Genomic DNA, 26,396 nt, shown 5'->3' with positions numbered 1-26,396 from the left:
GCGCGGCCCGCCGGGTTGCGGGGGCTCATGGCCCCTGCCCCGGTCGGCTGCGCCCTTCTTCGCCGCTGCGGAGCCAACACACGAGGACGGGCATGGATGTGAGCACTGGTGCGGATTGCGACCTTGCGCTCTGGCGCGAGCAGGCCCTCGCCTTTGAGCGCGAGGTGGGCAAGGTCGTGCTGGGCCAGGAGCGGGTCATCCGCCTGCTGACCATCGCCGTGTTCGCCCGCGGCCATGTTCTTCTGGAAGGGGACGTGGGGGTGGGCAAGACCACCCTGCTCAAGGCGATGGCGCGCGCCATCGGCGGCGCCTATGCCCGCGTCGAGGGCACCATCGACCTCATGCCCACCGACCTCGTCTATGACGCGCGTATTGCCGATGACGGCCGGCCTCGCATTGATCCGGGTCCGCTGCTGAAGCGGGGCGGCGACCTGTCCATCTTCTTCTTCAACGAGATCAATCGCGCCCGCCCGCAGGTGCATTCGCTGCTGCTGCGTCTGATGGCGGAGGGCACTGTCTCCGCCTTCGGCCGGGAGGAGCACTTTCCCCACCTCCAGCTGTTCGCCGACCGCAACCGCGTGGAGCGGGAGGAAACCTTCGAGCTCCCCGCCGCCGCGCGCGACCGCTTCTTCATGGAAGTGCAGGTTGCGACCCCGGCGGACCGCGAGGCGCGCCGCGCCCTCATCTTCGACCCGCGCTTTCATGATACGGAACGCCTCATCAGCGAGGTGGCGGAAGGGCTTCTCGATCACCGGCGGCTGGGTGAGATCGCCCGGCGCATCCAGGAGGCCATTCACGCGAGCCCCACCATCGCCGACTACACCATTGCCCTCTGGGATGCGGTGCGCGCGCCGCACAAGGCCGGCATCACCCTTCCGGACGTGCGGATGGAACGGCTGGTGCAAGGCGGGGCGAGCCCGCGCGGCCTCTCCTTCCTGGTGCGCGCGGCGCGGGTGCGGGCGTGGCTGGAAGGGCGCGACATGATCGTGCCGGAAGACCTGCGCGCCGTGTTCCCGGAGGTGATGGCCCACCGCATCTTCCTCGACCCGGTCTACGAGATGCGCCGCGACACCCTGGCACCGGCGCTTTGCCGCGCGGCCTTCGACACGGTGCCGGTGCCATGAGCGGGCACGAAGAGGCCGCGCACCTCGCCCTGCGGCAGGACGAGCCCCCCATTCCGGTGCTGCCCTATGCCCTCCATTGGCGCGCGGGCGGACTGAAGCCGGGGGCGCATGCCGCCTCCGGCAGCGGCGGTGAAGGCGCGTTTCGGGGCGTTGTCCCCCTGCTTGCCCATGCCGACCCGCGCCGCATCGATGTACGATCGAGCATTCGCGACCCGTTCGAGGCGATCAAGGTGCGCACCTTCGCGCCCCGGCGGGCCATCACGGTGGCGGTGATGGTGGACCTCTCGGGCTCCATGGGCTTTGCCAATCTCAAGGCGGAAGCGGCGCAGCTGGCCGCCGCCATCGCGGCCTCGGCCCATGCGGCGGGCGATTCCTTCGCCCTGGTGGCGGCCGACCGTGCCCCGCGCCCCGACCTTTACTTGCCCCCGAGCCGACGGCGCGGGCTCGCCCGCGAGGTGCGCGCGCGGCTAGAGGCGGCACCCTGCGCCGGCGACAGCGCCCGCGGCCTTGCCGCCGCAGCCGAGGACCTGCCGGGCACCCGCTGCCTGCTCTTCCTGGTCTCCGACTTCCTGATGCCCGAGGCGGACATGGCGGTGATTCTCGATGCCCTGTTCCGCCACGATGTGATTCCGGTCGTGGTGCGCGACAGCCGGGCCGAGGGCGACCTGCCCCGCTTCGGACTGCTCGACATGATCGATGCGGAAAGCGGGCGCCGCCGGCTCGTCCTCATGCGGCCCGACCTGCGGGACCGCTGGCGGGCCCGGGCCACCGCCCGCGCCAAGGCGCGCGATTCCCTGTTCGCCGCACGCGGCATGCGGCCCTTCCACCTCACCGACCGGTTTGACCCCGATGCGCTGCTCGACCATCTCGCGCGCCGCTAGGCTGGTGTTACGCGCGTCCTTCGCGCGAGCCGGTGCCCGCTTCGCCCAGCGGCACTCCACGGCCTTCGCGCTCGCCCTGCTTCTCGCCATGCCCGCGGCCGAAGCCAGCGAAGTGCAGCTCCAGGCGCCGCGGGCGTTCGGGTATGTGGTCGGGGATACGCTGACCCTGGAAGCCGACATCCGCCTCGATCCCGGTGCCCGTCTCGATCCCGCCAGCCTGCCGCAGCCGCGCAAGGTGTCCAGCTGGCTCGATCTCGTGTCGGTCGAGATCACACCGCCCCTCGGCGCAGTCCCGGCCGGCGCCTACCGGCTGCGGATGACCTATCAGAGCTTCTTTTCGGCGCTGGAGCCGCGCAGCCTCGAAATTCCGCCATGGCCGCTCACCATTCGCGATGGCGAGGCCCGGCGCACCCTTTCGGTGCCGGCCTTCCGTTTCGTCGTCTCGCCCCTGCGCGAACTGGTGCCGAGCCACGGCGGCAACCCCATGGCGCTGCAGCCGGACATTCTGCCCGCCCCCGCGCCCCTGGGACCGGACATGAAGAAAGCCGGCCTCTCCGCCGCCGTCGCGGCCCTCGCCGCGCTCGGCCTGGCGCTGGCCCAGGGTTGGCGACCGTTCGCCAGCGGCCGCCGGCCGCTGGCGGCCGCGGCGCGCGAGATCCAGCGCCGCCGGGCCGAGGAGACGCCGCAGGCCTATCGCGATGCCCTGGTGACCCTTCACCGCGCGTTCGACGCCAGCGCCGGCCGGCGGCTGCTGAAGGAGGATCTCGGCGCTTTCCTGGAAGAGGCCCCGGCTCTCGCGCCGGAACGTGAGGACATCGAGCGGCTGTTCGGCGCCTCCCGCACCGCCTTCTTCGGAGCCGGGATCCCCGCCGCCCGCAGCGAGCTCCCTTATGCCGATCTGGTCGCCCTCTCCGGCCGCCTCGCCCGCGCGGAACGGCAGATGCCGCGCGCCGCGCTGCAAGGAACGGTGGAGGAGGCGCCATGACGCTGCCGTTCGATCTCGGCCTCGACCATCCCTTGGCGCTGCTCCTGCTGGCCCTGTGCCTGCTGCCCCTTTTCGCGACGCCATTCCAGGGCACGCGGGCGCCCTCTCTCGCGCTCGCCCCCGAGGACGGCGCCTCCACGGCCCTTGCCGTCGGCGTGCGAGCGGTAGCCGTCGTCGCCATCGCGGCGCTGGTGCTTGGGCTCGCTGGGCTGCACCGCCGCAGCGAGAGCATCACGCGCCTGGGCACCGGGTCCCACCTGATGCTGTTGCTCGACCGGTCCGCCAGCATGGACAACACCTTCGCCAATCGCCAGCCAGGGCGGGGGGAGGAATCCAAATCCGCCGCCGCCAAGCGCCTGCTGATGGAGTTCCTGGCGCGCCGGCCCAATGACCAGATCGGCGTTGCCGCCTTCTCCACCTCCCCCATTCCCGTCCTGCCCCTCAGCGACCATGGCGACGCCGTCGCGGCGGCCGTCGCCGCCATCGACCGGCCGGGCCTTGCCTTGACCGATGTGGGCCGGGGCCTGGCCCTCGCCATCGAGGCGTTCGCGGACGATCCCGCCGAAGGCAGCGGCGCCGTGCTGCTGGTGTCCGATGGCGCCGCCCTCATCGATCCCCATGTGCAGGCCGCGCTGCGTGATGCGCTGGGGCGGCGGCCGGTGCGGCTCTATTGGCTGTTCCTGCGCAGCGCCGGCTCACGCGGCATCTTCGACAAGCCCGAGGCACCGGGAGACGACATTCCCCAGGTCATGCCCGAGCGCCATCTGAACCTGTTCCTGGCCAGCCTGGGCGTGCCGTATCGCGCGTTCGAGGCCGGCAGCCCCCAGGCCGTGGCCGACGCCATCGCCGAGATCGACCGCCAGGAAAGCAAGCCCCAGCTCTTCACCGAGCGCATCGCCCGCCGTGATCTGGACCGGGTCTGCTATGCCATCGCGGCCCTCGCCCTGGCGCTGCTGACGGCCGCCAAGCTCGCCGAGCGGCGGATGGATGACAATGCAAGGCCACTCCCCCGCTCCACCCGTGTCGCGCCGAACGCACAAGCACGCCCCCTTTCAGCGCGGGAGGCGGCATGAGTCACACCCGATCCTTCTCCAGAGCCCGGTTCGCACGCCGCGCCGTCACCGCGCTGCTCGCCATTGTGGTGCTCGGCGCCCTGGCCTGCCTCATCGTCCAAGGCGTGCGTCTTGCGGCGCTGGCGCGTGACAATGCCACCATCGCCGCCCTCGCCGCCGGCCGCGACCTGCCGGTGGCGGTGGATGCCAGCGCGCGCGTGCTGCTCGCACGTGCCCATTTCCTGATGGTGCGCGACCGGCTCGACGAGGCCCACCCGCTGGTGGAACTGCTGGCGCGGAAGGGTGATCCCGCACAGGCGGCGGCCGGCTGGTATGACCTGGGCAATGCGCGCCTCGCCCGTGCCCTCTCCCACCTGGAGCGCACGCAGATCGACCCCGCCGTGCCTCAGGTGCGCCTGGCCAAGGCGGCCTATCGCGCCGCCCTCACCCTCGACCCACAATTCTGGGACGCGAAATACAATCTGGACGTGGCGCTCCGCCTTGTGCGCGACTTTCCCGAGGTGGAACGGGACGTGAAGGAGGAGCCGCAGGAGGCCCCCAAACGGGTGTGGACCGATCTGCCCGGCCTGCCCAAGGGATTGCCCTGACCATGGCGACCCCGATCATGGCGCCCCTCAGGCCGCCGGCGCTGCTCCGTCATCCGCGCGCCGTTGTGCTCATCCTTGCGCTGCTGCTCGCGCTCGCGGCCGTGTTCGCGCCGCACCTGCGCGGCGAGCGGGCGGCCTACCGGCTGCTTGCCGTGGTGGACGTGACGGGCTCCATGAACGTGCGGGACTTCGGCCGCGAGGGGCACCCGTCATCCCGCCTGGATGCGGTGAAGACGTCCCTCCGGGAGCTGGCGGCGCGGCTGCCGTGCGGCTCGCGCATGGGGCTCGGCATCTTCACCGAGCGCCGCAGCTTCCTGCTGTTCGAGCCCATCGACACCTGCGCCGACTTTGCCCCCCTCGACGGCGCCATTGCCGCCCTGGACTGGCGCATGGCCTGGGAGGGCGACAGCTATGTGGCGCGCGGCCTTTACTCGGCCATCGACCTTGCCGCGCCCCTCGACGCCGACCTTCTCTTCTTCACCGATGGGCAGGAAGCCCCGCCCCTGCCCCACGGCGGCATGCCGCCTTTCGCCGGTGAGAAGGGCAAGGTGCGCGGCCTGATCGTCGGCGTCGGGGAGACCATAGCCTCCCCCATCCCCAAGTTCGACAGCTTCGGCCACGAAATCGGCTTCTATGGCGCCGCCGACGTACCCCAGGAGAACCGCCACGGGCCACCGCCGGAAGATGCCGTCGGCCGCGAGGGCTGGCATCCGCGCAACGCACCCTGGGGCGCGGAAATGGCGCAGGGCGAAGAGCATCTGAGCGCCATGCGCGCGGAGCACCTGCAGGCTCTGGCAGCGGCCACGGGCCTCGGCTTCACCCGGCTCGGCCCGGCCACCGCGCTGAGCGAGGCGCTCGCCACCAGCGCCCGTGGCCGCCCGGCACCCGGCGGGCGCGACACCGCCCCCATTCCCGCGACGCTCGCCCTGGCGCTGCTGTGCGGCCTGTACGCGGCGCCTCTCCTTCTCTCCCTTCGCCACAAAAGGACTGCCGCTCCATGACCTTCGCCCTTTCCCGCCGAGCCGTGATCGCCGCCGCGTTTGCCGGCGCCCTCCTGAGCGGCCCCGCTTTCGCGCACGGCCCGACGCCCCAGAAGGCGGAAGCCGAAGTGGTGATCAACGCGCCGGTGGAAACCGTGTGGAAGCTGGTGAGCGACTTCGGCGCCATCGGCGGCTGGCATCCCGACGTGAAATCCGTGAGCGCCACCGGCGAGGGGCCGGGGGCCGAGCGGGTGCTGGTTCTGGAGAAGGGCGAGATCACCGACGGCCTCGATGAGGTGGTACCGGCCGAACACCACATTGCCTACCGCCTCTCCAAGGAAAACGTGGAGGCCTTTCCGGTGAGCTTCTACACCGCCACCCTCACCGTGACCGATGCCGGAGCCGGCAAGAGCAAGGTGCAGTGGGCCGCGCGGCTCTATCGCGGCGACACCAGCAACTTTCCGCCCGATGAGCTGAACGACGAGGCCGCGACCACCGCCATGACCGGCTTCTTCGAAGACGGCCTGAAGGGACTGAAGGCGAAAGCCGAAGGACATTCGGTGGATGGCAAGGCCCCGGTGGGGCAATGAAGCGCGCCTTCGCCCGCTGGGGTACGGCGGTGCTGATGCTCACCATGTCGGCCGTGCCGGCCTTGGCGGGCGCGGTGGTCGTCGTGTGCCAAGGCGGAAACGAGATCGGGGTCGTGGACACCGCGCGGCTGGCCCTCACCGCCCGCATCGCGGTGCCGCCCGCCCCGGCGGGCATCGCCCTCGCGCCCGATGGCAGGAGCGTGTACGTCACCCATCCCGATGCCGGCATGCTCACGCGCATCGACACCGCGCGCGGGCAGGCCGGCGCCGGGGTCGCCATCGGCGGCCAACCCTTCGGCATCGCGGTCGATCCGGATGGCGGCGCCCTCTATGTGAGCGACTGGAGCGCGGATCGCGTGCGCAGGCTGGATGCCGAGACCTTCGCGGAAACCGGAAGCGTCACGGTGGGCCATGCGCCAGCGGGCCTCGCGCTGGATCCCCGCCGCCGCGAGCTCTACAGCGCCGACCGCGAGGCGGGCGCCGTCAGCATCATCGAGCTGGGCACGTTCAAGCGGGTGGCGTCCTTACCCGTTGGCGAAGGGCCGTACAGCTTCGATACGTCGGACGCGCCGCGCCGCCTGCTGGTGGTGAATGTGCGCAGCGGAGACGTGGGCGCAATCGACAAGGCCAGCCGGGAGGTGAGCCGCCATGGCGTCGGCAAGATGCCCTATGGGGTGGCGAGCGCCCCAACGGGCGAGGCCCTGGTGGCGAACCAGCAATCGGGCAGCCTCACCCTGCTGCCCGCCGAGAATGGCGACGCGCGAACGCTGCGCGTGGGCGGTTCACCTGAAGCGGTGCGGCTCGATCCGCAGCGGCGCCTGGCCTATGTGACGGACTGGTTCTCCGATCAGCTGCTGGTGATCGATCTCGACGCCTTCCGCGTCGCAGCCCGGGTGGCGGTGTGCAAGGGGCCCCGCAGCCTCATCCTCATGCCCTGACGGATCCCGGGCCTCGCCCCTGCCTTGGGCGAAAGCGGGCACGCGGACCACTTATGCCTGCGGGCGATCGAGAGCGGCGATGGCGATCATCATGACCACGCCGATCAGGATGATGGTGACCACCGTCTGCATCGCAACCCCTCCTCCATTCTTCAGTTCAGAGAAGAAGGATAGATCAGGGGATCGAAATGCTGCAGTGCACAAAACGCCAACCGGCTCCGCACGGAGCGCAGGCCGTGGCGGTAGCATCGCGCCCCGGGCAGCTCCCGGAGCGCACAGGGCACGATGCATGGGATGTCTAGCCTGCTTCAGTCTTCGTGGAGGAGCTGAATCAGTCTATCCTTTTGTTTTTACGCACCTTCTTCACCCGAGCGGGTTCCCGATTGGCTCGCCCGGGCCCTAAAGGTGGCTGTCCTCATAGGCGATGGTTTCGTTGATGAGCACCCGCCACAAAGCGGTCGCCACGCCCTCGGGCACGCCCTGGCGGCGGGCCAGAGCCTCCACATTGGCCAGCACCTCGTCCACGCGGTCCTGAAGCAAAGCGGGGATGCCCGCCTCACGCTTCACGCGGACCACCCCCTCCACCACGCCGAAGCGCTCCGCCAACAGGGCGATGAGGCGCGCGTCGATCTCGTCGATGCGGCGGCGCGCCTCCTTCAAAGCGGGGGGGGCGTCGTTCAGCCCCGCCACCACAGGTCCTCCACCGGGAAGCGGCCGGCCGCCTCCTCAATGACCTCCGCGAGGGAGAACAGGGTCGTCTCCTCGAACGGGCGGCCGATGAGTTGGAGGCCCAACGGCAGCCCGTCCGCCGAAAGGCCGGCGGGAACGGAGATGCCCGGCAAGCCGGCCATGTTCACGGTCACGGTGAAGACGTCGTTGAGATACATCTCCACCGGATCCGCCTTCACCTTCTCGCCGATGCCGAAGGCGGGCGAAGGGGTGGCGGGGGTGAGCACGGCGTCGACGCCGGCCGCGAACGCCTGGTCAAAGTCGCGCTTGATGAGGGTGCGCACCTTCTGGGCACGCAGGTAATAGGCGTCGTAATAGCCGGCGGAGAGCACATAGGTGCCGATCATGATGCGCCGGCGCACCTCCGGGCCGAAGCCGGCGGCGCGGGTGTTCTCATACATCTCCACCACGTCCTTGCCCGGCACGCGCACGCCGTAGCGCACGCCGTCGTAACGGGCGAGGTTGGAGGAGGCTTCCGCCGGGGCCACGATGTAGTAAGCCGGCAAAGCGTACTTGGTGTGCGGCAGGGAGATGTCGACGATCTCAGCGCCGGCCTCCTCAAGCCACTTGGCGCCTTCCTTCCAGAGGGCGTCGATCTCGTCCGACATGCCGTCCATGCGATATTCGCGCGGAATGCCGATCTTCTTGCCCTTGATGGAGGCACCCACCGCCTGCTGATAGTCCGGCACGGGCCGATCCACGCAGGTGGAATCCTTCGCGTCATAGCCGGCCATGGAGCGCAGCAGCAGCGCCGCGTCGTTCACCGAGCGGGCGAACGGGCCGGCCTGGTCCAGCGACGAGGCGAAGGCCACGATGCCCCAGCGCGAGCAGCGCCCATAGGTGGGCTTGATGCCCACGGTGCCGGTGAAGGCCGCCGGCTGGCGGATGGAGCCGCCGGTGTCGGTGCCCGTGGCGCCCGCGCACAGATAGGCCGCCACCGCCGCCGCCGAGCCGCCGGACGAGCCGCCGGGCACCAGCGGCGCCTGGTCGCCATCGCGCCGCCAGGGCGACACCACGGCGCCGAAGGCGGACGTCTCGTTGGACGAGCCCATGGCGAACTCGTCATTATTGAGCTTGCCCAGCAGCACCGCGCCATCGCGCCACAGATTGGCGGTGACGGCGGATTCGTACTGCGGCACGAAGTTCTCGAGGATCTTCGAGCAGGCGGTGGTGCGCACGCCCTGGGTGCAGAACATGTCCTTGATGCCGAGGGGGATGCCCTCCAGCCGGCCGGCGTCGCCGCTGGCGATGCGAGCGTCGCTCTCCTTCGCCATTTTCAGGGCGAGCTCGGGCGTCTCGAGAACATAGGCGTTGAGGTGGCGCGCGTCCGCCATGGCCTTGAGATAGGCCTCGGTGAGCTCGACGGAGGTGAATTCGCCCTCGGCCAGCCCCTCGCGGGCCTCGGTGAGGGTGAGCTGGGTCAGATTGGTCATTCCACCACCTTCGGCACGGTGAAGAAGCCGCCCTCGGCATCCGGCGCGTTGGCGAGCACCTTTTCGGGATAGTGGCCGTCGGTGACCACGTCGTCGCGCATGGGCAGCTCCATGGGCACCACGCCGGTCAGCGGCTCCACGCCGGAGACGTCGAGGTCCGCCAGCTGCTCCACGAATTCGAGGATGGCGTTGAGTTCATTCTGGAGATGACCCAGCTCCTCGTCGCGCACCGCGATGCGCGCAAGATGGGCCACCCGGCGGACGGTCGCCTGATCGACGGACATATGACGCTCCCAAAAGCTGAGGGCCGCTATAGCAAGGGGGGACGCAAGGTGGAAGGGTGAAGGCCCCGGCCGGTCACATCCCGCGCCCCCGCGTCCATGCGCCGGGCCACGATGCGCATCACCACGAGGGGCGCTGCCTGCGGCCGGCGATGGAACACCACATGATCCCCAAAAGGATACCGGAAGTCGCCGCCGCGCACCTCCCCGTTCGCCCGCCGCCCCACATCCAGCCCGGCGGCGAGATCAGCCAGGGTGTCGGCCATTTCGCGCACAATGCGCTCGGCCGGCCCCTCGCCCCAGCTCGCCGGAGCATGGTGCCGGATTGATTCGAGATCGGCGGGGGCGCGGGGGCGCGAGCAGGCGGGTGCCGCTTATGAGACAACTTTTGGGCCGTGCCGGCCGCTTCTCCGCGCCAAACGATTCGACATTGAAAGCCTGCGGCACGCCTCTGACCTCGCCGTCCGCCACGGTGGCCGGCAGGGCGCGGAGACGGGGCCCCATGCTCCGAACGGAGACGCAAAGCGGCGCGCGCCACCTCGGCGGCGGAGCCATGGCCGGGACGCCCTTTGGCATCTGGACGCCCCTGGCGGCCCCGGAATTCCGCGAGATGATCGGCGAACGATGGCGATGCTGCCCGCCATGACGGCCTGGTGAGCTTTGCGGAACAGCCGGAGCGCGGCCGTCATGCCGGACCGCCGCTGAAATCGGGTTTCGAGCACCCACTCGGCCCGCGGAATACGGGACATGCGCCAGCCTATCGAGCGGACGCGCCTTTCAGGCAAAGCCGCGCTGCGTATCGCCAGCCCTATGCCTCGCGCACCACATCCAGGAACTGCGCCCCGTAGCGGGTGAGCTTGGCCTCGCCCACGCCGGAAATGGCGCCGAAATCCCCCATGGAGCGCGGGCGGGCGCGGACGATCTCCATCAGCGTCGCATCATGGAAGATCACATAAGGCGGCACCCCCTGGGCGCGCGCCAGCTCCAGCCGCAGGGCCTTGAGGCGCTGGAACAGATCCTCGTCCCCCGGATCGGACAACGCTGCCCGGGGCGGCCGCTGGCCCGCGGCGGCGCGTGCGGCCTTGGCCGCCTTGGCGCGCACCTCGGCCTTCAGCTCCACCCGCTCGGCCCCGCGCAGCACCGGCCGGCACTTGTCGGTGAGGTGCAGGGAGCCGTGGCCTTCCACGTCCACCGACAACAGCCCCATGGCCACCAGCTGACGCACGATGGCCCGCCACTCGTCCCGCGAGAAATCCTTGCCGATGCCGAAGGTGGACAGCTGGTCGTGGCCGAACTTCACCACCTTCTCATTGGCCTGCCCCAGCAGCACGTCGATGACGTGGCCGGCGCCGAACCGCTCGCCGGTGCGGTAGACGCAGGACAGCAGCTTCTGCGCCGCCTCGGTGCCATCGAAGGTCTTGGGAGGATCGAGGCAGGTGTCGCAATTGCCGCAGGGCTCGGCCAGCTCCTCATCGAAATAGGAGAGCAGCACCTGACGCCGGCATTGCGCCGTCTCGCACAGGCCCAGCAGCGCATCGAGCTTCTGCCGCTCCACGAACTTGCGCGCCTCGGGCGCATCGGAGGATGAGACGAACTGGATGAGCTTGGCCACATCCTCCACGCCATAGAGCATCAGCGTTTCGGAAGGCAGCCCGTCACGCCCCGCGCGGCCGGTCTCCTGGTAATAGGCCTCGATGCTCTTGGGCAGATCGAGATGGACCACGAAGCGCACGTCCGGCTTGTCGATGCCCATGCCGAAAGCGACGGTCGCCACCATCACCACACCTTCTTCCTTCAGGAAGCGGTCCTGGTGGCGGGCGCGGGTGTCTGCGTCGAGGCCCGCATGGTAGGGCAGCGCGGTGAGGCCCTGGGTGGCCAGCATCTCGGCCGTCGCCTCCACCTTGGCGCGGCTCATGCAGTAGACAACCCCCGCTTCCCCCTCATGCTCCTTCAGGAAGGCATGAAGCTGGGCCTTGGGATTGGCCTTCGGCACGATGCGGTAGCGGATGTTCGGCCGATCGAAGGAGGACAGGAACTCCTCGCCGCCCTCCAGCGCCAGCCGCTCCACGATCTCGCGGCGCGTCGGCCCGTCCGCCGTGGCGGTGAGCGCGATGCGCGGCACGCCGGGGAAGCGCTCGTGCAGGACCGTGAGCTGGCGATATTCAGGCCGGAAATCGTGCCCCCACTGGGACACGCAATGGGCCTCGTCGATGGCGAACAGGGCGATGTGCGCGCCGGAGAGCAGATTCAGGAACGACTCGGTCAGGAGCCGCTCGGGCGCCACATAGAGAAGGTCGAGGTCGCCCGAGGCCAGATCGCGCTCCACCTGCCGCGCCTCACCGGGCGGCAAAGCGGAATTGAGCGCCGCCGCCTTCACCCCGAGCTGCCGCAGCGCCTGCACCTGGTCGTGCATCAGCGCGATGAGCGGCGAAACGACGATGCCCGTGCCCGGCCGCACCAGCGCCGGCACCTGGTAGCACAGGGATTTGCCGCCGCCCGTGGGCATCAGCACCAGCGCGTCGCCACCGGCAACGACGTGATCCACGATCTCCCGCTGGCGCCCGCGGAAGGCATCGTAGCCGAAGACCTGGCGCAGGACGTGGAGCGGGTCCGGCAGGGACGTGTTTGGCGACGTATCGGGCTTGGCCATGGCCGAGTTATAGGAGCCGCGCCGAACAGCGCAATGGGCGCGCTTGCATGGACGCCCGGACGGAACACGCCTCAGGGATGGGAGAGCACCATCCTCACCCGCACGCACGCCGAGCCCTCACCCGCCCGGCGGAGAGTTGGGAGGAGGCGGGCGCGATGCGCACACCCCATCCCAAGGGGCGGAAGGCCCCGGCGCTTATCGCGCAGGCAGCGGCACGCCCGACCGTTCAGTCCCTCCCCCGCGGCGGGAGAGGAAGAGCGCGGCCTTGTCGCGTAACGACCTCAGACCTCGAACGAATCGCCGCTGACCGGCACCACCACCTTCACCGGGTGGTTCTCCAGCGCCGCCACAAAGGCCGAGGCGTCCTGAGCCAGAATGGGGAAGGTGCCGTAGTGCATGGGCACCACCACCTCGACCCCCGGCAGGAAGCGCTTCACGGCCAGCGCCGCCACTTCGGGGCCCATGGTGAAGCGGTCGCCGATGGGCAGGAACACCACCTTGGGCGCGTGGATCTCACACATCAGCGCCATGTCGGAGAAGATGTCCGTATCGCCCATGTGCCACACGGTGGGCTCGCCCGGCGCCTTCACGATGAGGCCGGTGGGGTTGCCCAGATATTCGGAGGGCGCGCCGGGCCCGCCCGAGGAATGGTCCGCCCGCACCATGGTCACGGTGAAGCCGCCCATGTCCACGGTGCCACCGGTGTTCATCATCACATTGGTGCCGCCGCAGCCCTTGGAGGCGAGGAAGGCGCAGATCTCCGGATTGGTCACCACCGGAATCTCGGTGCCCGCGTCCGCCGCATCCTCCACGATGGAGATGGTGTCGCCGATATGGTCAGAATGACCGTGGGTGAGCAGGATGTGCGAGGCGCCGCGAGTGGCGTTCTCGATGCCGAAATTGAAGGACGGGTTGCCCGTGTAGAACGGGTCGATGAGCACGCCCTTGCCCGCGAAATCGAGCCGGAAAGCCGCGTGGCCGAACCAGGTGATCTTCATAGATATCGTGCCCTTTGGAATTGCGCTCTTGGCTGCGCCCCCTCATGCGGCGGCCCAGCGCTTGGCCGGCCGTCGCGGATCGAGCCGGAGTATCCGGGAAGGCCGTCGCCCGCGCAACGGCCCCGTGGGGCACCGTGAGGCATGCCATGGCCGCGCGCGGCGGCCCATGCTAGCCAGAGGCATGAGCGAACCTTCCCCTTCCGCCGCCATCGGCCCGCTGTCCGAAATCGCCGCCCTGCTGCCGGAGCGCGGCAGCCTGCTGGGCCTCGATCTCGGCACCAAGACCATCGGCGTCGCCACCTGCGATCCCGACCGCCGACTGGCCACGGCGGTGGAAACCGTGCGGCGCACCAAGTTCACGCCCGATGCGCAGCGCGTGCTGGCGCTCGCCGCCGAACGGCGCGCCGTGGCCTTCGTGCTGGGCCTGCCGCTCAACATGGATGGCACCGAGGGCCCGCGCGCCCAGGCGACCCGCGCTTTCGCCCGCAATTTCGCGAAGCTGACTCCGCTGCCCATCGCCCTTTGGGACGAGCGCCTGTCCACCGCCGCCGTCCAGCGCGTGCTGATCTCCGCCGATGTGAGCCGCGCCAAGCGCGCCCAGGTGGTGGACCAGCACGCCGCGCTGTTCATCCTCCAGGGCGCCCTGGATTTCCTGTCCCGCCAGACCCTTACCGGGAACGAAGACGGATCATCGGCCTCGGAGTGATTCGGACCCGGTCCGTACCGCGCCTGTTCCGCCACCGCGCCGGCGGCGTCCCATTGCGGGACGCACCGGTGCGCCGGCGCGCTACTTCTTCAGAAGCGCCGCGACTTCATTGTTGAGCTTGGCCGCGAAGCCGCCGACCTCGCCGGCCACCCGCCGCACCACCATGGCAGACTGGCGCGCCTCACCGGCCGCATCGGATACGCCCGAAATCATCTGGCTCACCGAACGATTGGTGGCGGCCTGCTCCTCCACGCCGGCCGAAACCAGCGTGAAGGCCTCACTGAGCTGGCGCACCTTGGAGGTGATGTCGGACACCGCGGTTGCGGCCGACTGGCTCTCCTCCTGCACGGCCCCGACCAGGCGGCGGATGTCCTGGGTGGCGTTGGCGGTCTGCACGGCCAGTTCCTTCACCTCCTGCGCCACCACAGCGAAGCCGCGCCCCAGCTCGCCCACCCGCGCCGCCTCGATGGTGGCGTTGAGGGCGAGCAGGTTGGTCTGCCGCGCGATGGTCGCGATGAGGGAGGTGACGTTGCCGATGCGCTCCATGCTGGCGGACAGGCCGGCGACGCGCTGATCCGCGTTCTGCGCCATGTCGGCCACCTCGCCGGAGAGCCCCGTCATGCCGCTGATCTGCCGCGTGATCTCGTCGAACGACGCCGACATCTCCACCGCCGCCGCCGACACCGAGGAGGAGGTCTGCTCGCTATTCTCGGTCAGCTCCAGCAGGCGGTCGCTGGAACGGAGCATCTCGTCGGAGGTGGAGCCCATGGCGCCCACCACCTCGGTCACCCGATCTGCCATCTTGAGGCGGTCCGTGGCCACCGACCAGGTGACCATGGGCCGGAGATAGCTGCCATCCTCGGTGCGGATGGCGGACATGCGCAGGTCCAGCACCTCCGGCCCCACATGGATCAGCGCGGCATGGGGCAGGTTCGACGGGTTGCCGAGCAGGTGGTGCTGGACATGCGGCTGCTTGTGGAAGACGTCGATGGCGGAGCCCACCACCGCGTCCGCCTTCACGGGCAGATAGCTTTCCACCTGCCGCAGCGTCTCCCGGCTCGCGCGGTTGATATAGTCGATGCGGAAGTCGTCGAGCGAGCAGGTCATCACGTTGACCGGCACTTCGTCCAGCATGCGGGCGAGCACGTCCGCCCGCTGCGCATGGCGCGCCTGCTCGGTCACCACGTCCCACGCGATCTGCACATGGGTCGGCTCGCCCTTCGGCCCGCGCGCGGCGCTCGGCTTCAGCTCCAGGGTTTCACCGCCAAGCTTCAGCACGATGCTGGCGGGAAGCTTCAACATATCCCCCAGCAGCGCCCGGGGCCTGCTCCCATGCTCGGCGAACAGGAGGTCAAGCGGCGCGCCGACAATATCCCGCGCCGCGCTCCCCAGGGCGGAAGCCAGCTGCTGCCAGAGCTCACGCGACGTGCGATTCGCATAGACGATAGTCAAACTCTGCGGATCGCAGAGGAGGACGCCGACAGCGAGATTGTCCAAAAACCGGGTCGCCTCCGCCTCCTTCGGCGCGGCGGACCTGTACGCAATGACTGACATGACGCCCCCTTCGCAGTCGTCCTGCGAGCACTTCAACGAAGGCGAGACGAAGCATGCCCCCCGGCGCAGCTTTCCATCGGAGGCGCTTGTCAGCAGCCCCCTCCGGCTTCTCCCTTTCCTGGCAGGAAAACCAGACGGAGCTTGTCCGGAGCTGGATCACGACAGGTATGCGAAGGTGGATTGGAGCCGCAGCGCCCGTCAAAGGACATGCTATTAAAGCCCTGGGTCGCCCCTGAATTTCAGGCGCGCCCCGCTCCGCCGGGCCCGTGGCGGAGTGCCCTCGCGATCTTCCCGGCCATGGCGACCATCCTCAGCGCACTTGCTCCCGTTTTCCTCATCATCGCCCTGGGCGTTGTTCTCCGTCGCGTGCTGCTGACGGAGCCGCTCCATTGGGTGGGCCTGGAAAAGCTCACTTATTTCGTGCTGTTTCCGGCTCTGCTGGTGGTTTCCGCCGCCAAGGCGGACCTTGCCAACGTCAACATCCTGGCCGTCGCCGGTTCGTTGATTGGGACGGTGCTGCTGCTGTCAGGGCTTATCGTCGCCTTCAACCGGCCGGTGCGCCGCCTGTTCGCCGCCGACGGGCCCGATTTCACCTCCTTCTACCAAGGGGCCGTGCGCTGGAATACCTATGTGGTTCTGGCGGTCGCTGGCGGCCTCTTCGGCGCGGAGGGAATCACCATCGCGGCCCTGGCGCTGGTCACCCTGATCCCGGTGGTGAACGTCAATGCGGTGCTGGTGCTGGCGGCCTTTGCCGGCCGGGAGCCGCCAACCGCCCGCTACATTCTCGCCCAGCTGGCGCGCAACCCTTACATCTCCGCCTGCCTGGTCGGTGCCGCGCTCAATGTTTTCCATGTCCCCATTCCCCGCGTGCTGCTGGAGTTCGGCGACATTCTGGGGCGGGCCTCGCTGGCGGTGGGGCTGCTGGTGGTGGGCGGCGGGCTTGCGCTGAACACCATTCTTCGCGTGAAGCCGCTGGTGCTGGCCTCGATGACGCTGAAGCTGGTGGTGAAGCCCGTCATCGCGGTCGGGCTGGGGCTGCTGGCGGGGCTCTCTGGCGTTGAACTGGTGGTGGTGGCCATCATTGCCGGCGTGCCTTCGGCACCGGCGGCCTATGTCCTGGCGCGCCAGATGGGCGGAAACGCCACGCTGGTGGCCGAGATCCTCACTCTTCAGATCATCGCGGCCGCGGTCACACTGCCCCTGGTGGTCACCTCGGCATCCGCCCTCGCGGGGTGAGACTCACCCCGCCGTCTGACCATCAAGTCAGCTTCGCCCTTCAGCAGGGCGAGGCCCAGAAGCCCGCGCCACCGGGGCTCGTCGTCACCCAGCAGCTGCGGGGTGTGCCCGGCGGCGGGGCAGCCAACGGCCCCACCGGGCCCTGCACGTTCACCTGCGGCACGGGGTAGAGGTACACGCGCGGCGGCTGCGCATAATAAACGGGCGGCGGCACCGCCCCCACCACCACCGGCGCGTTGGCGATGCCGATGGCAAACGGACCACCGGGGGCGGGAGCCGGCGCGGGGGCCTGCGCCGCGCAGTTGCCGCAGCCCTGATAGTCGCCGCCCGCAGGCGCCTTGGTCACGGGCTGGCGACCGTAAAGGTCGGCCGCATGTGCCGAAACAGCGATGCCGCAGGCCGCGCCCGCCAGCACGGCCAGCGCCGCGGCCCGGCCCCGTGCTCCGATCCTGGACCTCATGACTGCACTCCGTTGCCCTTAACCTTGCCCATCACTGACGCGTCGAGCTGGCGCCGGGCTTGCCGCAAGCGGAACCGGAGCCGAACGCGTGAACACATCCCGCGCGCCGGGCCCCGCTCTATCGGCCCGCAACCTGGCTCCTGCCGGCCATCGGAGCATTGCGCGCCGTCAAGGTGACGGGCGCCATCCCCCTGAAATTTCGCCGGCCGCGTGGCAAAGCGGCGTGTTCGGCTTGCCGGCCGGGCCGGGTGCGGATATGCCTGCGGCCTGCCATGTCATCCGCTCCCGCGTCATCCGCACCCGCCTTCACGCTCCGAGGCCGACACCTGCTCGGCATCGAGGGACTCACTGCCGGGGAGATTCACTCCCTGCTGGACCTTGCCGAGGAGTTCGTTGAACTCAACCGGCAGATCGAGAAGAAACGCTCGACCTTGCGTGGGCGGACCCAGATCAACCTCTTCTTCGAGGCTTCCACCCGCACCCAGTCCTCGTTCGAGATCGCCGGCAAGCGACTCGGCGCGGACGTGATGAACATGTCGGTGAGCTCGTCCTCGGTGAAGAAGGGCGAGACGCTGGTGGACACCGCCATCACGCTGAACGCCATGCACCCGGACATCCTGGTGGTGCGGCATCACGCGTCGGGCGCGGTGGCGCTGCTCTCCCGCAAGGTGGACTGCTGCGTGGTGAATGCCGGCGACGGCGCTCACGAGCACCCCACCCAGGCCCTGCTCGATGCCCTCACCATCCGCCGCAACAAGGGCCGGATCGAGGGGCTCACCGTCGCCATCTGCGGCGACGTGCTGCACTCCCGCGTGGCGCGTTCCAACATCCTGCTGCTCTCCACACTGGGCGCGCGGGTGCGCCTGGTGGCGCCCTCCACCCTGCTGCCGGCGGGCATCGACCATTTCGGCGTCGAGGTCTACCGCTCCATGGAAGCGGGCCTGGAGGGGGCGGACATCGTGATGATGCTGCGCCTGCAGCGCGAGCGCATGAGCGGCTCCTTCGTGCCCTCCGTGCGGGAGTACTTCCACTATTTCGGCCTGGACGAGGCCAAGCTGCGCTACGCCGCAAAGGACGCGCTGGTGATGCACCCCGGCCCCATGAATCGCGGCGTCGAGATCGACTCGGCGGTCGCCGACAGCCCCCGCTCCCTGATCCGGGAGCAGGTGGAGATGGGCGTTGCCGTGCGCATGGCGGTGCTCGACACTCTGGCCCGGAAGCTACCCAATGCGTGACGCCCGCATCTTCGCGCGCGAGCCGCGCCCCCTCCTGCTCGCCAATGCCCGCATCATCGACCCCTCGCGGGGCGCCGACTTCAAGGGCGACCTCTATCTCGCCGACGGCGTCATCAAGGACGCCGCCTTCGGCATCGCCGCCGCCGGCATCCCCGAGGGCGCCGAGGTGGTGGACTGCAAGGGCGCCGTTGCGGCCCCCGGCCTCGTGGACATGCGCGCCTTCGCCGGCGAGCCCGGCTTCGAGCACCTGGAGACCCTCGCCTCCGCCAGCCATGCGGCGGCGGCCGGCGGCGTCACCACCCTGGTATGCCAGCCGGACACCGACCCGGTGGTGGACGACCCCGCCATCGTCGACTTTATCCTGCGCCGCGCCCGTGACACGGCCGTGGTGCGCGTGCATCCCATGGCCGCCATCACCCGCGGCATGAAGGGCGAGGAGATGACGGAGGTGGGCCTGCTGAAGGCGGCCGGCGCCGTCGCCTTCACCGATGCCCACCATTCGGTGATGAACTCGCTGGTGCTGCGCCGCGCCCTCTCCTATGCGCGGGATTTTGACGCGCTGATCGTGCATCACACCGAGGATGCCACCCTCTCCAAGGGCGCCATGAACGAGGGCGAGTTCGCCTCGCGCATGGGCCTGCCCGGCATTCCCAAGGCCGCGGAAACCATCGTTCTGGAGCGGGACCTGCGGCTCGTCGCCGGCGTGCGCGGGCGCTACCACGCGGCCGCCCTCACCTGCGCCGAATCGCTGGAGGTGCTGGAGCGCGCGAAGGAAGCCGGCCTGCCGGTGACCGCCTCCGTCACGGTGAATCACCTCTCCTTCAACGAGCTCGACGTTTCCGGCTACCGCACCTATTTCCGGCTGCAGCCGCCGTTGCGTGCGGAAGAGGACCGGCAGGCGCTCATTCACGCCCTGTCCTCCGGCCTCATCGACGTGGTGGTGTCCGACCATGTGCCGCAGGATGTGGAAGGCAAGCGCCTGCCCTTCTCCGAGGCGGAGCCGGGTGCTATCGGCCTGGAAACCCTGCTGCCGGCCGCGCTGCGGCTCGTGCACGCCGACACGGTGGACCTGGTGACGCTGCTGGCCTCCCTTTCCACGCGGCCGGCGCAGATCCTGGGCCTCAAGGGCGGCACCCTGAAGCCGGGCGCGCCGGCGGACGTGGTGGTGTTCGATCCGGACATGCCGTTCGTGCTGGAGCCGGGCTCGCTCAAGTCGCGCTCGCGCAACACGCCGTTCGACGAGGCGCGCCTCACCGGCCGGGTGCTGCGCACCATCGTTGCCGGCGAGGTCGTGTACGAATACGTTTGACACTCCCACGTGTGACGCCCACGCCTCATCCGCCCTCCCCGCTCCGGGTCCGCCATGCTCGCTGAACTTCCGCCGTCGCTCCTGCACCCCCTGGCGCTGGTCCTCGGCTATCTTCTGGGGTCCATCCCCTTCGGCCTGCTGCTGACCCGCCGCGCGGGCACCAAGGACATCCGCTCCATCGGCTCCGGCAATATCGGCGCCACCAACGTGCTGCGCACAGGCCGCAAGGACCTTGCCGTCCTGACCCTGCTGGGCGACGCGCTGAAGGGGACGATCGCGGTTCTGGTGGCGCGCGAGCTGGCCGGCGAAACCGCGGCGCTGGTGGCGGCGCTGGGCGCCTTCCTGGGCCACATCTTCCCGGTATGGCTGAAGTTCAAGGGCGGCAAGGGCGTCGCCACCTTCCTCGGCGTGATCCTGGGGCTGGCCTGGCCGGTGGCGGTGGTGTTCTGCCTGGTGTGGCTGACGGTGGCCTATTTCAGCCGCTACTCATCCCTGGCCGCGCTCACCGCCTCAGTGGCCTCGGTGGCGCTGGTGTTCTGGAAGGGCGACGACAAGATGGCCCTGCTACTGGCTGTGCTCACGCTCCTGTTGTGGATCAAGCATCGCCAGAACATCCAGCGCCTGGCCAACGGCACTGAGGGCAAGATCGGCGCGAAGGGCTAAGCGCGCCGGTGCCTCCCAAGCGCTCATCCAGCCCCAAAGGCGGCCCACGCAAGGGCGAGCTGCTGAGCGCCGAGCAGCGCCGGGACTGGCTGCGCCTGATCCGCACGGAGAATGTGGGCCCCCGCACCTTCCGCACCCTCATCAACCAGTTCGGCGGCGCAGCGGCCGCCCTGGAGGCGCTGCCGACCCTCGCCCGCCGCGGCGGGCGCCTGCTGCCGCCCCGCATTCCCAGCCTTGCCGAGGCCGAGGCGGAAATGGCTGCCCTCGAGCGCGGCAAGGCGCGGCTGGTGGCGCTGGGTGAAGCCGACTATCCCTTCGCCCTGCGCAGCCTGGATGACGCGCCCCCGCTGCTCGCGGTGCGCGGGCGCAGCGAGGTGCTGCGCAGCCCCATGGTCGGCATCGTCGGCGCCCGCAACGCATCGGCTGCAGGGCGCACCTTCGCCCAGCAGCTGGCGCGGGACCTGGGCGCCGCGGGCTATGTGGTGGCATCCGGCCTTGCCCGCGGCATCGATGCCGCCGCCCACGAGGCCAGCCTGGAACGGGGAACCGTAGGTGTTTTCGCGGTGGCCTCGCGCGGCCCTATCCTCCGGAAAACCTGAAGCTCATCGAGCGGGTGGCGGACCTCGGGGCCGTGGTGTCCGAGATGCCGCTGACCTGGGAGCCCCGCGCGCGCGACTTTCCGCGGCGCAATCGCCTCGTTTCCGGCATGGCTCTAGGGGTCGTGGTGGTGGAGGCGGCGGAACGCTCCGGCTCGCTCATCACCGCCCGCCTCGCCGGCGAGCAGGGGCGCGAGGTCTTTGCCGTTCCGGGCTCGCCGCTCGATCCGCGCTCCGGCGGCACCAACCGGCTGCTGAAGCAGGGCGCCACGCTGGTGACCGAGGCCGCCGACATCACCGATGTCTTGGCCCCCATCCTGGGGCGGCCTGCCGACACCAACCTGGAAGCGGAGCAGCCCTCGAGCGGCCACAGCCTTGGTCCCACCGAGCCGGCCGATGACGCGCGCGCCCGCATCGTGGAACTGCTCGGCCCGACACCCGCCGCCATCGATGATCTCGTGCGTCTGTCGGGTTGCGCGGTGACGGAGGTTCAAATCGTGCTGCTGGAACTGGATCTGGCCGGTCGCCTGGACCGCCCCGGCCCCGGCCTGGTGGCGCTGCGCTGAGCCGACCGCCTCAGCGCCGGTTGTTGTCCTCGCCCCGCGCAATCGTGATATCGCGCGCTTCGAGGCGGGCCATCTCAAGGATATAAGCCAGGGTCGTCAGGCCATTGCCCCGCGCAAGGCGCGACAGCTCCTCGCTCAGCGCGCCGATATAGGCAGCCGCAGCGGCCGGATCACCCACGATGGGCAGCTCCGCTCCACGCGGCCCGGACGCGGCATCCCGAGGGGTTCCATCGCCTGCAGTCTTGTCCATGAGGTGATCCTGTCGCGTGCCGTCCAACCGGTCCGGCACAGGTCTTACAGGTTGATTTACATATTTAAACACACCTATGGTTGCATTCAACAAAGGGGCCCGACTCTGGCGTCCGGCAACCTTGCCATTTGACAGGCGCCCCCGGCGTGCCCATCTTGCAGCCGCCTTTGGAGCGCCCGGCGCACGCTGATGCTGTTTCCCCTGTGAAATGAGCATCGTGGCCCGAGAGTTCCGGCTTTGGGGGAACACCGGCGCAATGAGGCGCGACCCGCGATGGGGGGTGCGACAAGCACCATGCCCCGCGCCGGAGCGTCTTGCGCAGGCCTTTCCCAAGGGTCCGCGCAATGGGGCCACGGACCAGAGAGAGACTTTGGGTCATGCAGGTCGTCATCGTCGAATCGCCGGCCAAAGCGAAGACGATCAACAAATATCTGGGTCCGGGCTACGAGGTCATCGCCTCCTACGGCCATGTTCGTGACCTGCCCTCCAAGGACGGTTCGGTTGATCCCGACGCCGACTTCCACATGCTTTGGGAGGTGGATCCCAAGGCACAGAAGCGGCTCAATGAGATCGCCACCGCCGTGAAGGGCGCCGACGCCCTCATCCTCGCCACCGACCCGGATCGCGAAGGTGAGGCCATCTCCTGGCACGTGCTGGAGGTGCTGCGGCAGAAGAAGGCCATCAAGCACCAGAAGGTCGAGCGGGTGGTGTTCAACGCCATCACCAAGCAGGCCGTGCTCGACGCCATGAAGGCGCCCCGCGCCATCGACGTGGCGCTGGTGGATGCCTATCTCGCCCGCCGCGCGCTGGACTATCTGGTGGGCTTCACCCTTTCCCCGGTGCTGTGGCGCAAGCTGCCCGGCGCCCGCTCGGCCGGCCGCGTGCAATCGGTGGCGCTGCGCCTCGTCTGCGACCGCGAGCGGGAGATCGAGACCTTCGTCCCCAAGGAATACTGGTCCATCGTCGCCCGACTCGCCACGCCGCGCGCTGACGAGTTCGAAGCGCGGCTGGTGGGCGCCGACGGCAAGAAGATCACCCGCCTGTCGGTGGGCACGGCGGATGAGGCCAAGGCCTTCCGCGCCGCCCTGGACAGCGCCCAGTTCCGCGTGCGCTCGGTGGAAGCCAAGCCGGTGAAGCGGCATCCGCAGCCGCCTTTCACCACCTCCACCCTGCAGCAGGAAGCCAGCCGCAAGCTCGGCCTCGCCCCGGCCCGCACCATGCAGATCGCCCAGCGCCTTTATGAAGGCGTGGACCTGGGCGGAGAGACGGTGGGCCTCATCACCTATATGCGTACCGACGGCGTGGACATGGCCCCGGAAGCCATCTCCGCCACCCGCAGCGCCATCGGCAAGCAGTTCGGCCCGCGCTATCTGCCCGGCGTGCCGCGCAAATACACGGTGAAGGCGAAGAACGCCCAGGAGGCCCACGAGGCCATTCGCCCCACCGATCCCGGCCGCCTGCCCAAGGAGGTGGCGCGGCACCTGGATGCCGAACAGGCCCGGCTCTATGAGCTCATCTGGACCCGCACCATCGCCAGCCAGATGGAATCGGCCGAGCTGGAGCGCACCACCGCCGACATCGAGGCCAAGGCCGGCGCCCGCACCCTCGACCTGTCCGCCACCGGCACGGTGGTGAAGTTCGACGGCTTCCTCACCCTCTATCGCGAGGGCAAGGACGACGAGGACGAGGACGAGGAGGGTCGCCGCCTGCCCGCGATGAGCGCGGGCGAAGGCCTCGACAAGCGCGAGATCCAGACCGCCCAGCACTTCACCGAGCCGCCGCCGCGTTATTCGGAAGCCTCGCTGGTGAAACGCATGGAAGAGCTGGGCATCGGCCGCCCCTCCACCTATGCCGCCGTGCTCGCGGTGCTGCGCGACCGTGAATATGTGAAGCTGGAAAAGAAGAGGCTGGTGGCCGAGGACAAGGGCCGGCTGGTCACCGCCTTCCTCGAGAGCTTCTTCAAGCGCTATGTGGAGTATGATTTCACCGCCGATCTCGAGGAGAAGCTCGACGAGATCTCGGCGGCGCAGATCGACTGGAAGCAGGTGCTGCGCGACTTCTGGAAGGATTTCCACGCCGCCATCGGCGCCACCAAGGAATTGCGTGTTTCCCAGGTGCTCGATGCCCTGGACGAGATGCTCACCGCCCACATCTTCCCGCCGCGGGAAGACGGCTCCGATCCGCGCCTGTGCCCCACCTGCGGCAATGGACGGCTGTCGCTGAAGATGGGCAAGTTCGGCGCCTTCATCGGCTGCTCGAACTATCCGGAATGCCGCCACACCCAGCCCCTCACCGGCGACGGCTCGCCGGAGGGCGACGGCAAGCGCGTGCTCGGCCTCGACCCGGAAAGCGGGGATGAGGTGACGGTGCGCGTCGGCCGGTTCGGCACCTATCTCCAGCTCGGCGAAGCCAAGGATGGGGAGAAGCCCAAGCGCTCTTCCCTGCCCAAGGGCCTTGCCGCCGCCGATGTGGACCTCGACACCGCGCTGAAGCTGCTCGCTTTGCCGCGCGAGGTGGGCAAGCATCCGGATGACGGCGAGCCCATCCTCGCCAGCATCGGCCGCTACGGCCCCTATGTGCAGCATGGCCGCACCTACGCGAACCTGGAAAACGGCGACGACGTGCTGAATATCGGCCTCAACCGGGCCGTCACGCTGATCGCGGAAAAGCAGACCAAGGGACGCGGCCCGCGCAATGCGGCGCCCGCCGGCCGCACGCTGGGTGATCATCCCACCCTCGGCGGGCCGATCACCGTGCGCGCCGGACGCTTCGGGCCTTATGTGAACCATGGCAAGGTGAACGCCACCCTGCCCAAGTCCACGGATCCGGAAGCCCTCACCCTGGCTGACGCGGTCGCCCTCATCGACGCCAAGGCTGCGAGCGCCCCCGCCAAGGCCCCGCGCAAGACCGCCACCAAGGCTGCGGGCACCAAGTCGACGAGCGCGAAGTCGACGGGCACCAAAACCAAGGCCGCAGCGAAGACCACCGCGAAGGCCGAGGGCGACGACGGCGAAGCCGCGCCCGCGAAAAAGACCGCGGCCAAAAAGGCACCGGCCAAGGCGACCACCGGAAAGACCGCCACCAAGGCCGCTTCGGCGGAAAAAGCCCCGGCGAAGAAAACCGGAAAGGCAGCCTCCGCCGAATAGGCGGAGGCCCTCACGCGGTGCAGTAGCGTGGCCGCGCTTGCGCGTGGCACATGCCGCTTCGCATCAGGAAAATGCACCACCCCCCTAAGCTTGCCCCCGCTCCGCGAAGCGGGGCGATGCTCAGGCCGCCGTGCCAGCGGCCTCGCGCGGTGGAGCTTCCTCGCCGAGCGGCGCCAGGGGTGCGGCCGCCGGTGGGCTCGCGGCAAGGCACTGCTCGCCCCCGCTCGCAGGTGCGTCCATGGCGCCGTCGGCATCGGCCGGCACCATCTGATGCACGAGTTGGTGCACAAAGCCGAGCTTGGCGATGACCCCCGGCGTCAGGATGAAGGGGTAGGCATCGGCCATGCCCAGGCACCGGTTCAGGCTGTTGAGCGCGAAGGCGATGGGCAGCCAGACATTCACCATGCCCTGGATGGCGCCCGATCCGTAAGGATTGAAATCCACATGCGAGTGGAGCTCGCCGGTGGCATCCAGCATGGGGTCCACCTGCATGCCGAAGGCGCCTGCCATCTCCAGCGTATCCACGATGTGGATGTAGTGCTTGAAGGTTTCGGCGAAATCCTCCCAAGGATGCGCGGTCGCATAAGCGGAAACATGGTTCGCCTGCCAATTCTGCGGCGGCCCGGCATCGTAATAGAGGTTCAGCGCCTGGGCGTAATCCACGCTCTCGTCGCCGAATACCGCACGGAACGCCTGGATGCGGCCGGCATCGCGCACCAGGAGATCCCAGTAATAGTGCCCCACCTCGTGCCGGAAATGGCCGAGAAGGGTGCGATACAGCTCGCCCATGTCATTGCGGCGCTGCTCGCGCTCCGCATCATCCGCCTCCGTGAGAGCGATGGTGATGAGGCCGCTGTCATGCCCGGTCATCACCTTGGGCAAGCCCGCCTCGGGGGGATCGGCCAGGAAGTCGAAGCAGAGCCCCCCCTCACGATCCTTGTTGCTTTCGAGCGGTAATTGGAGCTGGAGCAGCGAATAGATCAGCCGATGCTTGGCCATCTCGATCCGCCGCCATTTCTTCAGGTAAGCGGGGTTCGTCAGGTCCGGCACGGTACGGTTGTGGCGGCAGGCGAGGCAGAATTCTTCGTGCTGGTCTTCAGGAACGAGCCAATTGCAGGTGTCGTGCTCCGCGTTGGCGCAGAAGCGATAGCGCTGCTCGTTCATGCCCACGGCGCGCACCCCGTCCCCATCGGGAACCACCGCAACCAGCTTGTTCAGCCCCGGCAGATAGCCGAGGCGATGGCCACAATGCTCGCAATGCCGATTTTCAAAATAAAGAAGCTGCCCGCAAACTTCACATTGGAAGAGGCGCATCGTGCTGCCCTCCTGTCACTTGTACACCCGCATTTTCAGGAAATATCCCGCAAAAGCGAACGATACTCCATTGCCAAGACAGCAATGCACATTATTTGAACGCAACAGATGG

The 26,396-nt window shown here is 69.0% G+C and carries 23 protein-coding genes and 2 pseudogenes; 15 read left to right on the top strand and 10 right to left on the bottom strand.

From position 1 onward, the window contains the following. Positions 1-92 precede the first annotated feature (92 nt). Genes L0966_RS01560 through L0966_RS01525 form a run of 8 tightly spaced genes read left to right on the top strand, consistent with a single transcriptional unit; the run spans position 93 to position 7,158 of the window. Complete coding sequence (locus L0966_RS01560; RefSeq protein ID WP_234050093.1) at positions 93-1,124, top strand: MoxR family ATPase; 1,032 nt, start codon at positions 93-95, stop codon at positions 1,122-1,124. Further along, complete coding sequence (locus L0966_RS01555) at positions 1,121-2,005, top strand: hypothetical protein (RefSeq protein WP_234050092.1); 885 nt, start codon at positions 1,121-1,123, stop codon at positions 2,003-2,005. Before L0966_RS01560 ends, L0966_RS01555 begins: the two co-directional genes overlap by 4 nt. Positions 2,006-2,009: 4 nt before the next feature. Next, the gene (locus L0966_RS01550) at positions 2,010-2,990 is read left to right on the top strand and encodes a nonribosomal peptide synthetase MxaA (protein ID WP_234050091.1); all 981 of its coding nucleotides are present in this window, start codon (positions 2,010-2,012) and stop codon (positions 2,988-2,990) included. Further along, positions 2,987-4,063, top strand: coding sequence for a vWA domain-containing protein (locus L0966_RS01545; RefSeq protein WP_234050090.1), 1,077 nt, complete (start codon positions 2,987-2,989; stop codon positions 4,061-4,063). Before L0966_RS01550 ends, L0966_RS01545 begins: the two co-directional genes overlap by 4 nt. After that, complete coding sequence (locus L0966_RS01540) at positions 4,060-4,650, top strand: hypothetical protein (RefSeq protein WP_234050089.1); 591 nt, start codon at positions 4,060-4,062, stop codon at positions 4,648-4,650. Before L0966_RS01545 ends, L0966_RS01540 begins: the two co-directional genes overlap by 4 nt. Positions 4,651-4,652: 2 nt before the next feature. Beyond that, on the top strand, positions 4,653-5,651 hold the full coding sequence (locus L0966_RS01535) for a vWA domain-containing protein (protein WP_370640593.1): 999 nt from the start codon (positions 4,653-4,655) through the stop codon (positions 5,649-5,651). Beyond that, positions 5,648-6,220 carry an SRPBCC family protein gene (locus L0966_RS01530; protein ID WP_234050087.1) on the top strand — a complete coding sequence of 191 codons (573 nt, stop codon included), beginning with the start codon at positions 5,648-5,650 and terminating at the stop codon, positions 6,218-6,220. The genes L0966_RS01535 and L0966_RS01530 overlap by 4 nt, the downstream gene beginning before the upstream one ends. Next, entirely contained in the window at positions 6,217-7,158 is a 942-nt protein-coding gene (locus tag L0966_RS01525; protein WP_234050086.1) for a YncE family protein, read from the top strand. The genes L0966_RS01530 and L0966_RS01525 overlap by 4 nt, the downstream gene beginning before the upstream one ends. 399 nt (positions 7,159-7,557) lie before the next feature. Here L0966_RS01525 and L0966_RS01520 read toward each other — a convergent pair whose 3' ends face one another. The 6 genes and pseudogenes from L0966_RS01520 to L0966_RS01495 form a co-directional block, all read right to left on the bottom strand. Next, a complete protein-coding gene (locus L0966_RS01520; protein ID WP_234050085.1) occupies positions 7,558-7,848 on the bottom strand; it encodes a chorismate mutase in 291 nt (96 codons plus the stop codon). After that, complete coding sequence (gene gatA, locus L0966_RS01515) at positions 7,836-9,320, bottom strand: Asp-tRNA(Asn)/Glu-tRNA(Gln) amidotransferase subunit GatA (protein WP_234050084.1); 1,485 nt, start codon at positions 9,318-9,320, stop codon at positions 7,836-7,838. Before gatA ends, L0966_RS01520 begins: the two co-directional genes overlap by 13 nt. Then, the gene (gatC, locus tag L0966_RS01510; protein WP_234050082.1) at positions 9,317-9,604 is read right to left on the bottom strand and encodes an Asp-tRNA(Asn)/Glu-tRNA(Gln) amidotransferase subunit GatC; all 288 of its coding nucleotides are present in this window, start codon (positions 9,602-9,604) and stop codon (positions 9,317-9,319) included. The genes gatA and gatC overlap by 4 nt, the downstream gene beginning before the upstream one ends. A 26-nt stretch (positions 9,605-9,630) precedes the next feature. Further along, positions 9,631-9,942: pseudogene (locus L0966_RS01505) on the bottom strand (type II toxin-antitoxin system RelE/ParE family toxin); the annotation flags it as partial. A gap of 467 nt (positions 9,943-10,409) precedes the next feature. Beyond that, the gene (gene recQ / locus L0966_RS01500; protein WP_234050081.1) at positions 10,410-12,251 is read right to left on the bottom strand and encodes a DNA helicase RecQ; all 1,842 of its coding nucleotides are present in this window, start codon (positions 12,249-12,251) and stop codon (positions 10,410-10,412) included. A 281-nt stretch (positions 12,252-12,532) separates the two neighbouring features. Then, positions 12,533-13,249 (bottom strand): metal-dependent hydrolase, encoded by a 717-nt coding sequence (locus L0966_RS01495; RefSeq protein ID WP_234050080.1) that lies wholly within the window; start codon positions 13,247-13,249, stop codon positions 12,533-12,535. 181 nt (positions 13,250-13,430) lie between these two features. On the opposite strand from L0966_RS01495, the gene ruvX reads away from it, so the two are divergent. Then, entirely contained in the window at positions 13,431-13,955 is a 525-nt protein-coding gene (ruvX, locus tag L0966_RS01490) for a Holliday junction resolvase RuvX (protein ID WP_234050078.1), read from the top strand. A gap of 81 nt (positions 13,956-14,036) precedes the next feature. Here the strand turns inward: ruvX and L0966_RS01485 are convergent, their stop codons facing one another. Continuing rightward, complete coding sequence (locus L0966_RS01485) at positions 14,037-15,509, bottom strand: methyl-accepting chemotaxis protein (RefSeq protein ID WP_234050077.1); 1,473 nt, start codon at positions 15,507-15,509, stop codon at positions 14,037-14,039. Positions 15,510-15,806: 297 nt separating this feature from the next. Between L0966_RS01485 and L0966_RS01480 the strand changes: the two genes are divergently transcribed. After that, on the top strand, positions 15,807-16,745 hold the full coding sequence (locus L0966_RS01480) for an AEC family transporter (RefSeq protein WP_234050075.1): 939 nt from the start codon (positions 15,807-15,809) through the stop codon (positions 16,743-16,745). Between the two features lie 40 nt (positions 16,746-16,785). Here L0966_RS01480 and L0966_RS01475 read toward each other — a convergent pair whose 3' ends face one another. Continuing rightward, complete coding sequence (locus L0966_RS01475) at positions 16,786-17,205, bottom strand: hypothetical protein (protein WP_234050073.1); 420 nt, start codon at positions 17,203-17,205, stop codon at positions 16,786-16,788. A gap of 272 nt (positions 17,206-17,477) precedes the next feature. On the opposite strand from L0966_RS01475, the gene L0966_RS01470 reads away from it, so the two are divergent. The 4 genes and pseudogenes from L0966_RS01470 to dprA all read left to right on the top strand — a co-directional run bounded on the left by L0966_RS01470 (position 17,478) and on the right by dprA (position 21,574). Continuing rightward, positions 17,478-18,440, top strand: coding sequence for an aspartate carbamoyltransferase catalytic subunit (locus L0966_RS01470; RefSeq protein ID WP_234050072.1), 963 nt, complete (start codon positions 17,478-17,480; stop codon positions 18,438-18,440). Continuing rightward, positions 18,433-19,749, top strand: coding sequence for a dihydroorotase (locus L0966_RS01465; RefSeq protein WP_234050071.1), 1,317 nt, complete (start codon positions 18,433-18,435; stop codon positions 19,747-19,749). Before L0966_RS01470 ends, L0966_RS01465 begins: the two co-directional genes overlap by 8 nt. A 54-nt stretch (positions 19,750-19,803) precedes the next feature. Beyond that, a complete protein-coding gene (plsY, locus tag L0966_RS01460; RefSeq protein ID WP_234050070.1) occupies positions 19,804-20,412 on the top strand; it encodes a glycerol-3-phosphate 1-O-acyltransferase PlsY in 609 nt (202 codons plus the stop codon). Positions 20,413-20,420: 8 nt separating this feature from the next. Beyond that, positions 20,421-21,574 (top strand): annotated as a pseudogene (gene dprA / locus L0966_RS01455) (DNA-processing protein DprA). A 10-nt stretch (positions 21,575-21,584) separates the two neighbouring features. On the opposite strand, the gene L0966_RS01450 reads toward dprA, so the two are convergent. Then, positions 21,585-21,824 (bottom strand): hypothetical protein, encoded by a 240-nt coding sequence (locus tag L0966_RS01450; RefSeq protein WP_234050069.1) that lies wholly within the window; start codon positions 21,822-21,824, stop codon positions 21,585-21,587. Positions 21,825-22,201: 377 nt separating this feature from the next. Between L0966_RS01450 and topA the strand changes: the two genes are divergently transcribed. Continuing rightward, on the top strand, positions 22,202-24,970 hold the full coding sequence (topA, locus tag L0966_RS01445) for a type I DNA topoisomerase (protein ID WP_234050068.1): 2,769 nt from the start codon (positions 22,202-22,204) through the stop codon (positions 24,968-24,970). 120 nt (positions 24,971-25,090) lie between these two features. On the opposite strand, the gene L0966_RS01440 is transcribed toward topA, so the two are convergent. Beyond that, positions 25,091-26,284: a putative zinc-binding metallopeptidase gene (locus tag L0966_RS01440; RefSeq protein WP_234050067.1), complete on the bottom strand. Its 1,194-nt coding sequence runs from the start codon at positions 26,282-26,284 to the stop codon at positions 25,091-25,093. Positions 26,285-26,396: the final 112 nt, after the last annotated feature.

This window comes from Xanthobacter sp. NM-59 (assembly GCF_021401125.1).
In the GTDB taxonomy this organism is placed as follows: domain Bacteria; phylum Pseudomonadota; class Alphaproteobacteria; order Rhizobiales; family Xanthobacteraceae; genus Xanthobacter.
The sequence above is the reverse complement of the archived record's forward strand: the minus strand, read 5'-3'. Positions and strand labels throughout refer to the sequence as shown.